Source organism: Sediminibacillus halophilus (assembly GCF_900103695.1).
GTDB classification, from domain to species: Bacteria; Bacillota; Bacilli; order Bacillales; family Amphibacillaceae; genus Sediminibacillus; species Sediminibacillus halophilus.
The window spans coordinates 1,154,732-1,166,828 of record NZ_FNHF01000001.1; the positions used below are offsets into that span (position 1 = coordinate 1,154,732).

Consider the following 12,097-nt stretch of genomic DNA (forward strand, 5'->3'; position numbering starts at 1 on the left):
TCCCTTTGTATCTATCAACTAAACTCTGTGTTAACAAACTAGGATTATTCACTCATTACACCATAAATTCCATCGTTGTACCAATCAGGCAGTTTTGTTATCCCATATCCTATAATATACGTCAGTAAAGGAGGATGCTTATGATTTGTTCTACCTGGCAGCCACGCTGGAGAGAAATATGCCAGCCGCCTTGTCAGCCATGCTGTCCGACGCCGCCAGAACCCGAGCCAGAACAACCTGATGGAGGTTGGGGTTTGATTACCATTATCATTCTGGCACTTTTCATTTTGTTACTAGCCATCTTATTTGGCATAATCAGCTTTGGGACAGGGCTAATCTGCCGTAAGTGCTAAGAATAGAGAAAGGAAGCTTCTTAACTGCTTCCTTTCTAACAAATTATCCTCTCAAGAAGATTATCACCGAGTCACTTGATAGCCATTTTAATAGTCAATCCCACTTGTTCCTGGAATACTCCGGCAGGATTCGTGAAGAGCAATACTTCCCTCGCTTCTGTTTCAAATTCCTTCTCTTTATTACCGAGAAAGCGTTTCGCTCCGTAAGAGGTTGAATACAGATTTCCGATGATAGTTTCAACTGTCCAAGCCACTTGATAAGACGGAAGCCGGTGAACTTCTAAATCGAAATCTGAATCTTTAATGATTGTTTCATAGCTCCGATCGGGATGTCGATAAGTAGTATTTCCAGCCCTCCGTTCTTTTCCATACCAGCGGGTCACCACTTCCTTGAATTTTCTTTTCCACAATTCCTCTGAACTGTCTGGGTTATGAGCATCGATTAATGCTATTCCCCCTCCTTTATTTAGTAACGGATATAATAGTTCCAATGTCTTCTCGCGTTCCATCCAGTGAAATGCTTTGGCAATGATTGCTAACTGAAAAAATCCCTCGTTATGTTGTTGAATATACTCCTGCAAATCACCATGGATCCAATCAATGCTTCCATATCGTAATTTTTGATGAAGCAATTTTGCTTCCAAAATCATATCCTCATCTGTATCCAGTCCAACAATTCTGCTACACCAATCACTAAAGCGGGTTGTCAGTTGACCAGTCCCACAACCTATATCAAGCAATCGCTGTTCGCCATTCAAGGAAAAACGCTGCACTAAGTATCGAACGAGCGTGGAAGGATACATAGGTCTGTATTTTGCATAATAGGTCGCCGTTCCTTTGAAAAGATTTTCCCCCATTCGTAGTCACCACATTTCACGCTTATTAAAATTCCATCCTTTATTAAAGGTTCTCTGCTTGTCGGAGTATCACCTGCAAAAAAAGCGCTTCTGAAATAAATCAGAAACGCTTCTTCCATAATTAGTGGTTCAATATTTTCTCATCCTTACTATAAATATTAATGACGTATTCATCATCCTTCACATTTTCTTTCACTTCATCCGATTCAATAAATTGCCGGGCTTCCTTTTCAATCTCGGCTGCCAGTTCTTTAGCATCTTTTTGATCAGCCTCAATCGAAGTCCTGATGGAGAACGTAAGTGGGGATGGATAAAAGGAATAAGCAAATCCTTCGACTTTAAGCTCTTCCATTCCGATTAATCCTTGTCCCATCGCACTAATGACAGGCATCCACCTTTGCTCCGCTTTTTGTTTTTCCGGATCTATTTTATATACTTTTATTTTGAAATCGCCTAATTCAGTCTCCTCAGCCAAATCCCTTGCGATTGCTTTCATTTCATCTATGCGGGTTTCCGTAATAGGAATTTCCAATGGAATAAATCGTTCTATGTCATTGATTCTAACGTTTGCCGAAAGAATCTCATACCCCTCTTTTTCCATCTTTTCGAGAATGGCTTTTTGAAGTTGCTGACTTTGCTCCTGATACGCTTCCATCTGCTTTATTTGGTCCGTTGTCATCTCTGACTCGGGATCTACTGGTTCTTTGTGTAAGGTTATATCCACCTTATAGGCATCAACTCCCTTTGCCTCAAGAAGGTTGATGGCCTTTCGTTTCACTTCTTCTTTGACTTCTTTATAATAGCTTTCCGAACCATCTATTTCTACTCCGATTGTTTTGGTTCTTACATGCAGGCTGGCTCCACCAACCTTATAGCCCTCATCTTGCAATTCATCAACTATGGAGCCCACTAAAGAAGAGTCAGAACCTTTTTCGAACAGTCCATTCAAAACCGGAATTTGTGCAAGGACGTTAGCTATGGTAGGAGAAGTAAATGCAGAACCTATTAACAGACCTATGAGAATGACTGCTACTGAAATGAAATAAAATACTTTCTTTCCTAATCCTTGTTTTTTTGGCTTGACTTGCAACTTTTCAAAAACCCTGTCTTCAATACTTTTAGCTGTATCATTCGAGAAATAATGATCGTAATAGTAACTTTTCGTCTCTTTTAACTTCTTATCCATTCAGGATCACTCTCCTATTTGAGAAGTTAACACTCGTTTTAATCTTTCTCTCCCTCGGACTAGTCTGGTTCGAACAGTATTGGAATTAATAGCAAGGGAAACTGCAATTTCCTCCACCTTTTGTTCGTGAAAATAATACAGAATGAGGATTTCCCGATATTTAATCGGGAGCGAGAAGATACTTTGCAAAACCTCTTCCCGTTGGTCTTGTTTTAGATAAGATACTTCAGGACTTTCGCTGCGCTTAGATGGTTCAAAAAATTGCCACGGCTGCATAAGGATGGCTAGTTTATTTTTTCTTAAGACGTCTTTTGATGTATTTGCTGTAATCCGATACAGCCAGGTGGATAACGAGGCCTCACCCCGATATTGATTTAAGTTCTGATAACACTTTATAAAAACTTCCTGCGATATGTCTTCTGCCATACCATGGTCTTGTACAAAGGAATAGGCAAGCAAGAAAACTTTTTGTGAATAGGAAGCCATTAGTTCTTTCAGTAATTGCTCTTTCTCTTGTTCATTTAAATGAACTTTCTCTTGGTTAAACGGTATTGGAATATCGCGATTATCCCTCATGTGAATCCCCCTTCCAACCTTTTAGACTGGCAAATAGATTTTTTTGTTTCATTTTTTTCCAAACAATTACTAAAAACCCCCTTCATTTGCATGCTTTCAAGCTTATATCTCTGTTGATAGGAAATAGGACATGGTTATCTTTTTAGAAACCTTTTGGATAAAAGAAAAAGCACCCTGTTAAGGATGCTTTCTGCTTATTTATTTTATTGTAAAGGGTGGAATATAACGTCCGTCCGCATCGGCAAACTGGTATTCCTGTGCAAGGTCACCAACTTTACATACTCTACCTGTTTTCTTAAAAATATCAGGATCTTCAGCCAAAGCTGTAATGCCCCGGCCAATATAAAACGGGGTTTCTGTACCTTGTAAATCTTTTGACTGCTGCCAGTTCTCCTCATCTGATTGATGATATTTCAGTACTAATTCCGTTCTCATAAATCCCGGAGAAACAGCAATTACTGCGATATTATCTTGCTTTAGCTCTAACGAAAGGCCATAGGCCATGCGCACAATCGTGTTTTTGGCTAAATCATAATAAAAGTGTCCAGTATAATTACCATCATCCCAAAAAGTCGTATGGAAAATAACCGCCTCCTGATTTTCCCTCATAAAAGGGACCGCATAATGATTCGTCGCCAATTGGGCACGGACGCCAGCCGTGAACATCGTATCCCAATGCTCTAAAGGAAGGTCCCAAAAAGGCCCTCCTTCCACCCCCAGATCATGTGCTCCCCAGACATTATTTACTAAAATATCCAGTTTTCCTTGTTCCCTTCGTATTTGTTCTATTACTGCTGCTGTCTCTTCGTCTTTCGTATGATCGCATCGAATGGCAACCGCCATCCCTCCTGCCTCGATAATTTCCTCTGCAGTCTCATCGATAGATCCAGGAAAATTTTGGGTAGAACTACCTCTTAAGCTACGCCCTGTAACATAAACTGTCGCTCCTGCTTTCCCTAATTCTATTGCGATCCCCCGCCCTGCACCTCTGCTTGCTCCAGTCACCAATGCAATCTTCCCTGTTAACTTTTTCAAATCACTACACCCTTTCTATAAAAAGATGTATTCATTGTAAACAAGCTATCTTGACAACCTCTGTCATATTTCATTAAATAATCTGTATACATGGAAAGTTGGTGAACATGATGAGAGGAGACCGGCTAATATCGATTTTATTGTTATTGCAATCGTATAATCAGTTGACGGCAAAACAGCTATCCGAAAAGCTGGAAGTTTCAGAACGAACGATTTATCGAGACATGGATGCGCTCAGCAGGATAGGTATCCCCGTTATTGCAGAACGTGGCAAGCAAGGCGGATGGTCATTACTTAATAACTATAAAACAAGCCTTACCGGTTTTAAAGAAACTGAAGTCCATGCCTTGTTTATTTCTTACTCGATACAGTTGCTAGAGGATCTTGGCCTTAAACGTGAAGCTGATGACGCCAGAAACAAATTATTCGCATCCCTTCCAGCAGTACAACAAAACAGTGCCAAAGCGGTGTGGAATCGAATCTACATCGATACAAGTAGTTGGAGACAAAAACAAGAAAATGCAGCTTCATTTTCTGTACTTCAGCAAGCAATCTGGGATACAAAAAAATTAAGGATAGAATACCAGCGTGCAGATGGCAGTGAGGATGAGAGGATAGTAAAACCACTAGGATTAGTTGCTAAAGGAAACAAATGGTATTTTATTGCTGGTAAAGAAAATAACGAAATCCGCAGTTATCGAATTTCCAGAATACAAACTGCTAAACCAATTGATGAAACCTTTATTAGACCTAATAATTTTGACCTTGCTAGTTATTGGGATTCCACTACAAATGCGTTTATCGAGCATTTGCCTGAATATCCAGTATCGGTAGAGGTAACGAAAAAAATCATGCCCCGGCTGACTTTCACCGGACGTTTTGTCCGGATTCTCGAGGTAAAGGATCCATCACAAGAAGGTTGGATTCCTGTTGATTTGGTTTTCAATACAGAAGAGGAAGCAGCAGCATATATCTTAGGTTTCGCCAATCAAATCAGGGTCCTCAAACCAAAACGGCTACATAGCAAAGTCAGTGATATGGCAAAAGCTACAGCCGCTTTTTATCAACAAAATGACTAGAAAGCCAATGACCAGTATGGCAAAAAGTTGCTCTTAGTGAAAAAGGACCGTCCTCCAGATTTTAGTTACAGCCCTTTTTTTGACAGAAATGAAAACCAGCACTGTCCCTACAGCTGCTGGTTTAAAGTATTATTGGGAATTATCTATGCTTATTCTATCTCCCATTTCTCCACCTCGGTGGTAGGGACAACTCGAGCACCGAACATGAAGTATGAATTGTCCCCTTCCTGTGCTGTACTATATTGATTTATCCGTTTATCTTTTCTGATCGCTTCCAATAAAGTTGGATGGATGAGAATTTTTTTCGGAATAGTCGGCTCTCCAATTTCCGTTTGCTCAGCCCGCCATATTGAAATGTCTTGTAGCAGATCGTCCAGTTCCATCATGTTTCCTCCTTATCTTGCTGTCTTTTAATCCAGTCAACTGAAATTCTGCTGCAACCTTACCAGTTCTTCCGCAAATTTCCCGATCCGTTCGGTAACCTCTTCGTCAATGATTTCATTTTCATCATCAAATGAGTCGTTATGGATAAAAACATTATATGCCGGTACCAATCCTTTTAAATAAGAAAGAATTGGTTTTAGCTGATATTCGGAGACAAGAAAATGCTTTTCGACCGCTCCAGTAGACACAATTCCGGTAACCTTATTCTTAAAGGCATCGACCGGGAAGTGGTCAAGTAAGTTTTTCAATGCTCCGGATATAGACGCCTGGTATATCGGTGTACCTATGACAAGAAAATCAGCCGCCAGTATCTTATTTACTACATTAAATGTATCTTCATTATAATAGGCAAGCGGCGTTCCGCGGACAAATTCCACCTCATAGTCCTTCAAGTCGATCATTTCCGTCTTCACATCTGAATCAACCGATTTTGCTGCTGCCAATACTTTGTTGATGGCTACATGGGTCTTCCAGCCAACCAACGATCCTGATATCCCCACTAGCTTCATAGCCGTTCCCTCCTGTATAGATAAGTTCAATCAGCTCTTGTCAATTCCCCAAAACAAACTGTATCTGTTTCCTAATTAATGAGAAGCCTCTCGATATCTTATTCATTCTTTCTCTATTTGATTTAACCAGCTGTCTGTTCCTTTTTCATTGAACAGAAGATAACAATACACTGAGTACAGTTTACCATTTTCAGGTTGCTGGAAGCCATTAACAACTTCTTCACAAAAAAGTAACAACCATCTCCCTGCTTAATCAAAGTCAAAAACTGTATGATTCCCTGCTTTTCGGACAGGCTAAACCAAGGAGGGATGACAATGGCTCAACACTTTTTATCCATAGAAGAATTCAATCAATTATTACAGCAATGGAATGGCAATGCTATTAAGGTAACAAAACAGGAAATCGGGGATTATGATGAGACAGTCCTTCGGTTAAATACCGTTTCCTATGATACAGATACACGAAGAATTGACGACTATCAAGCGAAGCATAAGCTGCTGTTAAACGGGGGTGGAACAATGCTCACGGCTGCGGCAAATGCACAGCCGCTTCCAAATCAGGTCTACGAAATTCCAATTGAGGATTCTACTTTATTTCAATACGACGATGACCGTTTTTCCTTAACGACCGACCGTGGCAGCTATACCATTGAATTAGTAACTGAATAGGGAGAAGTCGTACATAGTAAAAACATGGCACCATTAAATAAGTGCCATGTTTTTTCATTGGTTGATCCCTTTTTTTAACCAATGTAAAACAAGGTCAAACCACGGTTCACAATATTGATTGATCTGCTCTTTGTGTGCCGCCGAGACGGCAGTTCCTAACGAGAGGCCATGCACCCCACTTTCAAAAAAGTGAGCCTCATTTGGGATTCGCTTCTCCTGAAGGGCGAGCATCAGTTTCATCGAATTTTCCACAGGAACTGCAGCGTCATCCCCTGTATGCCAAATGAATGTTCTTGGCATGTGTTCCGGGATATGTTTGTCAGGTTGGATTAACCTTTGCTTTGTCGGTTGATGAAAGTCATGCCCGAATAAATCTTTGATTTTTTTCTCTTTTTCCACCTCTTTTGGCCAGCCATAAGTGAAATTAACGACCGGATAACACAATACCAAATAGGTTACTTGCAGTTTTTCCGGAGAAACGTCCATCAATCCCGCTACCCATTGCTTCTCTGCCGTAAATGTGAGAGCAAGGTGGCCCCCTGCTGAAAAACCAGTCAATACGATTTGGTCCAAATCGACATACCAATTGTCTGCATTTGTCCGCAGCCATAAGAAAGTTGATCCAAGCTGTACATAAGGCTCAGGAAATAAAGAAGTATCAGATGAAATACAAGAATACCTTACAACAATGACATGATACCCCTCTGCAAAAAACTTCATTGCCACAGGGTCTGCTTCCCTGTCGGAAGTGTGGGTATAGCTTCCTCCTGGGCATACCACGACTATCGGCCGCTTCTCCCCAGTCTTAAATTGAGTAGAATCCTCCCATAAATATGCTACTGCGTATGCACCTTCCGTACCGAGTGTCTGTTTTTCGATTCTCAATGCTCTCTCCCCTAAGTCAGGAAATAATCCTGCAAAATGTACTATCTATTACTAAGATAAAGGATGGGACTCTTTTTTACACGGAATATCATTCGCTTATGCTTCTGCTTCTAGTTGCAATACAGCCCCAAAACGTTGCTGGGCAGTGGTAAAACAAATAAAAGCAATCAATTCACTGATTTCCTTTTCTGAGAACACATCTCGTAATACATTAAATACGGAATCTGGTATTTCTCCATGCGACTTGGCAAAAACCTCAGCAAATCCTGTTGCGGTAAGCACCCGATCATCCACCATATTCGGGTCCGGTTTTCCTTTTGCTTTACAGTATTGACAACCATTTCGCTGAGCCAGTGTTCTTCTCACCTGTTCTTTAAGTTCTTTCGAAAGTTGTCCGTCCTTTTCCAGCGCCTCACCGAGCAATGTCCAACTTTTCATTATCCTGGGATTATGTCCCAATAATTGTTGGAAAGGCGTTTCTCCTGTTTTTGACTGATTAATTCTGACCATCTCTATCCCTCCTTGTATTATAATGATAAGATAATAATCAACTCTATTACATGCACTTTTTAAGGGAAATTTACGATTTTCTTAAAATATAAAACTTTTTGGGAGGATTTATTAAAAATATGAAAATAGATGAGATTGATCTGAAAATAATAGATGAATTACAGAAAAACAGCCGTTTGTCCATGAGCGAACTTGGTAGAAGGGTCAATCTTTCTTCTCCCTCTGTGACGGAGAGGGTAAGACAAATGGAATCCTTTGGAATCATCCAGCAATATACCCTTCAAGTTGACTATGAAAAGTTGGGCTATCCGATTCAGTGCCTGATAGAAGCTACCGTCAAAGACGGAAATTATGAAGCCTTTAAACAGAAGATCCAAACGTTCTCTAATGTAGAGTTTTGCTATCGAATCGCCGGCAAAGCATGTTATATGCTTAAGCTGCATTTTAAAGATTTATCCCAGGCAGAAGAATTTATTAATACGTTAAGTTCATATGCTGTAACAGTCACTCATTTTATCTTTTCTAAAGTAGAAACCAATCTATCATTTCATATATAAAACTAGTAAGACCCCCCCTCCGTCCTCTTAGGCGAAGGGGGGGCTGCTTGTTATCTCAATTACGTAAAAAATCGAATAGCTTCTCAGCCGTTTCTGTATTTTCCAGTGAACCAGCAAATTGGTCGGAACCCGGTCCATATGCATAGATATTCACATCGACACCTGTATGCCCCCCAGTAGTCCAGCCAGTTCCAGATCGCTCGTTAAATATTGCTTCAATGGCATTGTCGATATCCGTCGCCTCTCCGCTTTCGGTTGCTGTTTCCACTGATTGAATCTCTTCTTCTGCCAAATCTAAATCAATGTACTTATTCAACACCGATCTTACAGGCTCACCATCTACTATTTCCTGTGCCATATAATCCGGAGTGCGTTTTGCAGCCTTTATTGGCGCCGGATCCCAAACATACGGACCGTTAGCTCCGATAGACAACCCTCCTGTAGAGTGATCAGCAGTGGCAACTACCAAGGTATGCTTGTCTTTCTTTGCGTATTCGATTGCTGCCTTGAATGCTTTTTCGAAATCTTCCATCTCACTCATAGCCCCGACAACATCATTATCATGGCCGGCCCAATCAATTTGGCTTCCTTCAACCATAAGGAAAAAACCATCTTTATCCTTGCTAAGGCGATCAAGAGCAGAATTGGTCATTTCGGCTAAAGAGGGGGTAGAAGCGTTTCGATCAATCATTTTGTCCATTCCTACCGGAGCAAACAAGCCTAAAACTTGATGATGATTATCCTTCAGCAGCTGTTTGCGGTTGGTTACATAACTGTACCCATCCTTTTGAAAGGCCTCCACCAAATCCCTGTCTTCTCGTTCAAAGTAGCTTGTACCCCCACCTAAGAGTACATCCACTTTATGCTGGTCATTTATTAAATCATCATAGTAGTCATCGGCAATCTGATTATAGTTTTGCCTGGATTCATCGTGCGCACCAAAAGCAGCAGGCGTTGCATGATTGACCTGGGAAGTTACAACCAAACCTGTTGACTTTCCTTGTTCTTTTGCCTGCTCGAGCACGGTTTTAACATTTTGCTTTTCTGTATCGACGGCAATCGCACCATTGTATGTCTTTACTCCGCCAGCCATAGATGTTGCAGCTGCTGCCGAATCAGTGATGTTTTCTTCATGGTCGTGTGGATATGTTTTTTGCATGCCAACTAAATAGGAATCAAAAGCAGTAGATTCCATCATTGGTGTATTCGAATCATCTTTCAAATAACGGTACATCGTGTTATAGACTGGTCCCATGCCATCCCCTATTAAAAAAATGACATTTTTTACTTTTGCGGGGTTTTGTTCTTGATTCGCTTCCGATGGAGTATAGAAGGTAAATATGCTTCCCAGCGCTACCCCTGTTATCCCAAGCGAAACTGTCAGTCTTTTCAACACGCCTTTTCTATTCATGGTTTTCCCTCCATATGATCAATATGATTTCATCTAATATACTAATCTTATTTTATTAATGAAGGATAAATAGAAAGTAAAGAAGGCTAATATGCCTTCGTTTTGATTGAATAGACCTATTTATAGCAACTCCACAGTCCATTTATGGATTATAAGGGACTAGAAAACTGGTCTGCTTATTCAGAATGACAGATTTAATAGTAGGAATTAGATATATTTTCCTAAGCAGCAGACTTAACAAAGTTTACATGGAGTTTGCAAAGGCAAGCGGGCACCAATTGCCCGTCCCACCTTTATAAAGTATTACGTGGAGAGAGATAAAAAATCAATGATAGCATGGAACATATTATCAGAAGAATAGGTGTACTTTTTAAAAATGGAGAGGGGTTCATCTGTTCAAGACTGAGAAGCATTTCTGGGAGGATTCAGAAAATGATTTCCAGTTTGGATAACTTGGTTACAGGAGGAAGAAATATTTAGCATTGTAGAAGTTAGAAATTCAGGTTTTTCATTGAAATAGTTGTTAGCACTGATTGTTACATAATCGGCCTGATTGATAGAAATAGGAAAAGCATCAATGTTTCTGCCGTTGACTCCGTAAATGGTGTTGCCGTGTATAACAGCCATCTTTACATTTTCCGATATCGAAATCCCATTTTCCTGAATTGATTGAATGGAATTATTTTTAATATCTACTCCATTTAACGGACCTGTTACAACAATCCCATCCCCACCAGTTCGAGTAATCGTGTTATCGTGGATACTATATCTATTTCCCTTGTTAGTAATAATTGCGGTTCCCTTTATGTTTTTCAATATATTGCTGGTTACTTTCACGGTATCCCCGTATAAGATACTCACCCCGGAATAGCTGCTTTGGTCTGCTGGATCGGATATAATGTTGCCGCTAATCGAGACATTTTCCAGTATGCCGGTCCTTTCACCAATAATGGCGATACCATGATGATATGTTAGCCCTCCAGTAATAATGTTACTTACTATCTCCACGTTTTCACAAGGCTGGCTCGCCCCCGTTTGTTTTCCAAAAATATCCTTGGTATCCTTTGCATCGCTTAAAGGAGGGGATGCCACCTCTATACCTGCTCCACAATGTAAAAACTGGTTATGATGGACTTGGAGATTCTTCCAACTATACCCTCGTACTGCCTGCTTCGTAAGACCGTCAAATACATTGCTACTTATCATGATATTTTCATGCCAGACTCCAATAGTGGACGAGTGACTTCCAATTCCACGCGGCCATACTTGGCTCCCTTCTGTGTTGGAGGAACCGAAATAACAATCGTTGACCCATATGTTTTCACAAGTGGTCTGATCGTAAGCACCGAATGCACTAAACACCCCAACAGCCTTCATCAAGTCAATTTGGACGGCCTCCGAAAAAGAGCGACCTCCAGTGTCAATGAACCCTAAAAACCTACAGCCGTTGATCCAAACATTTCGGCAGCCGCAAACCTCTATTGCATGTGCTCCGGCAACGTCCCTTATTTCCATCCGCTGTAAAGTTATATTTTCTCCATGGCCGATTGCAAAACAGTTATGCATTTTTCGTCGTATTACCCCATTAAAATCCCAAATACCGCCTTCTATCGTGATGTTTGAATGGCCATCATACCCCTCAAACGACTCTTCGGGCCGACCATTGGTAACCAGGTAACCGTCATGATCCCTCACCAATCTGGCTGAAGGGGCGGCAATAATATGTGTATTGGAAGAGACGTATAAGGTTTTTTCCAACCGATACGTCCCCGCAGGGATTATCACTGTTACCCCCTTTTCTGTACATCTTGCTTCATCCAATGCAGCTTGAATTACAACCGCATCCTTTGTCTGTCCGTCACCAACCGCTCCGTAATGTTCTACGTTAATCCACATATCTCTCCTCCTTTCCATCACCCCGGTTAACGAGCTGTATCATTGCATCGGCGTATACGCAAAAACGATTTTTTCTTAAATACTATTTGAGTATTCTGCGTAATATACTAGAAATAATATGGTGGGATGA

Annotated in this window: 14 protein-coding genes; 4 read left to right on the forward strand and 10 right to left on the reverse strand. The window is 40.8% G+C overall.

Going from position 1 to position 12,097, the window contains the following annotated elements; translation table 11 throughout:
• Window positions 1-140 precede the first annotated feature (140 nt).
• Complete coding sequence (locus BLR82_RS05915) at window positions 141-353, forward strand: hypothetical protein (protein ID WP_074598025.1); 213 nt, start codon at window positions 141-143, stop codon at window positions 351-353.
• 71 nt (window positions 354-424) lie between these two features.
• Here BLR82_RS05915 and BLR82_RS05920 read toward each other — a convergent pair whose 3' ends face one another.
• From BLR82_RS05920 to BLR82_RS05935, 4 genes are all read right to left on the reverse strand, one after another.
• On the reverse strand, window positions 425-1,210 hold the full coding sequence (locus BLR82_RS05920; RefSeq protein ID WP_074598026.1) for a class I SAM-dependent methyltransferase: 786 nt from the start codon (window positions 1,208-1,210) through the stop codon (window positions 425-427).
• 121 nt (window positions 1,211-1,331) lie between these two features.
• Window positions 1,332-2,396: a DUF4030 domain-containing protein gene (locus BLR82_RS05925; RefSeq protein WP_074598027.1), complete on the reverse strand. Its 1,065-nt coding sequence runs from the start codon at window positions 2,394-2,396 to the stop codon at window positions 1,332-1,334.
• A gap of 6 nt (window positions 2,397-2,402) precedes the next feature.
• On the reverse strand, window positions 2,403-2,972 hold the full coding sequence (locus BLR82_RS05930; protein WP_074598028.1) for a sigma-70 family RNA polymerase sigma factor: 570 nt from the start codon (window positions 2,970-2,972) through the stop codon (window positions 2,403-2,405).
• Window positions 2,973-3,170: 198 nt separating this feature from the next.
• The gene (locus BLR82_RS05935) at window positions 3,171-4,007 is read right to left on the reverse strand and encodes an SDR family NAD(P)-dependent oxidoreductase (protein WP_074598029.1); all 837 of its coding nucleotides are present in this window, start codon (window positions 4,005-4,007) and stop codon (window positions 3,171-3,173) included.
• Window positions 4,008-4,117: 110 nt separating this feature from the next.
• Here BLR82_RS05935 and BLR82_RS05940 point away from each other — a divergent pair, with 110 nt between their 5' ends.
• Window positions 4,118-5,086: a helix-turn-helix transcriptional regulator gene (locus BLR82_RS05940; protein WP_074598295.1), complete on the forward strand. Its 969-nt coding sequence runs from the start codon at window positions 4,118-4,120 to the stop codon at window positions 5,084-5,086.
• A 149-nt stretch (window positions 5,087-5,235) separates the two neighbouring features.
• Here the strand turns inward: BLR82_RS05940 and BLR82_RS05945 are convergent, their stop codons facing one another.
• Both BLR82_RS05945 and BLR82_RS05950 read right to left on the reverse strand, forming a co-directional pair.
• The gene (locus BLR82_RS05945; RefSeq protein WP_074598030.1) at window positions 5,236-5,469 is read right to left on the reverse strand and encodes a hypothetical protein; all 234 of its coding nucleotides are present in this window, start codon (window positions 5,467-5,469) and stop codon (window positions 5,236-5,238) included.
• Between the two features lie 36 nt (window positions 5,470-5,505).
• Complete coding sequence (locus BLR82_RS05950) at window positions 5,506-6,039, reverse strand: NADPH-dependent FMN reductase (RefSeq protein WP_074598031.1); 534 nt, start codon at window positions 6,037-6,039, stop codon at window positions 5,506-5,508.
• Between the two features lie 315 nt (window positions 6,040-6,354).
• Here BLR82_RS05950 and ymzB point away from each other — a divergent pair, with 315 nt between their 5' ends.
• A complete protein-coding gene (gene ymzB / locus BLR82_RS05955) occupies window positions 6,355-6,708 on the forward strand; it encodes a protein YmzB (protein WP_074598032.1) in 354 nt (117 codons plus the stop codon).
• A gap of 54 nt (window positions 6,709-6,762) precedes the next feature.
• Here ymzB and BLR82_RS05960 read toward each other — a convergent pair whose 3' ends face one another.
• Both BLR82_RS05960 and BLR82_RS05965 read right to left on the reverse strand, forming a co-directional pair.
• Window positions 6,763-7,593: an alpha/beta hydrolase gene (locus BLR82_RS05960; protein ID WP_074598033.1), complete on the reverse strand. Its 831-nt coding sequence runs from the start codon at window positions 7,591-7,593 to the stop codon at window positions 6,763-6,765.
• Between the two features lie 96 nt (window positions 7,594-7,689).
• Window positions 7,690-8,103 (reverse strand): carboxymuconolactone decarboxylase family protein, encoded by a 414-nt coding sequence (locus BLR82_RS05965; protein WP_074598034.1) that lies wholly within the window; start codon window positions 8,101-8,103, stop codon window positions 7,690-7,692.
• Between the two features lie 119 nt (window positions 8,104-8,222).
• Here BLR82_RS05965 and BLR82_RS05970 point away from each other — a divergent pair, with 119 nt between their 5' ends.
• A complete protein-coding gene (locus BLR82_RS05970) occupies window positions 8,223-8,660 on the forward strand; it encodes an Lrp/AsnC family transcriptional regulator (RefSeq protein WP_074598035.1) in 438 nt (145 codons plus the stop codon).
• Window positions 8,661-8,715: 55 nt separating this feature from the next.
• Here BLR82_RS05970 and BLR82_RS05975 read toward each other — a convergent pair whose 3' ends face one another.
• The gene (locus BLR82_RS05975) at window positions 8,716-10,071 is read right to left on the reverse strand and encodes an alkaline phosphatase (RefSeq protein ID WP_074598036.1); all 1,356 of its coding nucleotides are present in this window, start codon (window positions 10,069-10,071) and stop codon (window positions 8,716-8,718) included.
• 396 nt (window positions 10,072-10,467) lie between these two features.
• Complete coding sequence (locus BLR82_RS05980; RefSeq protein ID WP_074598037.1) at window positions 10,468-11,967, reverse strand: right-handed parallel beta-helix repeat-containing protein; 1,500 nt, start codon at window positions 11,965-11,967, stop codon at window positions 10,468-10,470.
• Between the last annotated feature and the right edge of the window lie 130 nt (window positions 11,968-12,097).

Coding starts and splice junctions, on each gene's coding strand:
- BLR82_RS05915 (WP_074598025.1), top strand. CDS start 141: ATGATTTGTTCTACCTGGCAGCCACGCTGGAGAGAAATATGCCAGCCG.
- BLR82_RS05920 (WP_074598026.1), bottom strand. CDS start 1,210: ATGGGGGAAAATCTTTTCAAAGGAACGGCGACCTATTATGCAAAATAC.
- BLR82_RS05925 (WP_074598027.1), bottom strand. CDS start 2,396: ATGGATAAGAAGTTAAAAGAGACGAAAAGTTACTATTACGATCATTAT.
- BLR82_RS05930 (WP_074598028.1), bottom strand. CDS start 2,972: ATGAGGGATAATCGCGATATTCCAATACCGTTTAACCAAGAGAAAGTT.
- BLR82_RS05940 (WP_074598295.1), top strand. CDS start 4,118: ATGAGAGGAGACCGGCTAATATCGATTTTATTGTTATTGCAATCGTAT.
- BLR82_RS05945 (WP_074598030.1), bottom strand. CDS start 5,469: ATGGAACTGGACGATCTGCTACAAGACATTTCAATATGGCGGGCTGAG.
- BLR82_RS05950 (WP_074598031.1), bottom strand. CDS start 6,039: ATGAAGCTAGTGGGGATATCAGGATCGTTGGTTGGCTGGAAGACCCAT.
- ymzB (WP_074598032.1), top strand. CDS start 6,355: ATGGCTCAACACTTTTTATCCATAGAAGAATTCAATCAATTATTACAG.
- BLR82_RS05965 (WP_074598034.1), bottom strand. CDS start 8,103: ATGGTCAGAATTAATCAGTCAAAAACAGGAGAAACGCCTTTCCAACAA.
- BLR82_RS05970 (WP_074598035.1), top strand. CDS start 8,223: ATGAAAATAGATGAGATTGATCTGAAAATAATAGATGAATTACAGAAA.
- BLR82_RS05975 (WP_074598036.1), bottom strand. CDS start 10,071: ATGAATAGAAAAGGCGTGTTGAAAAGACTGACAGTTTCGCTTGGGATA.
- BLR82_RS05980 (WP_074598037.1), bottom strand. CDS start 11,967: ATGTGGATTAACGTAGAACATTACGGAGCGGTTGGTGACGGACAGACA.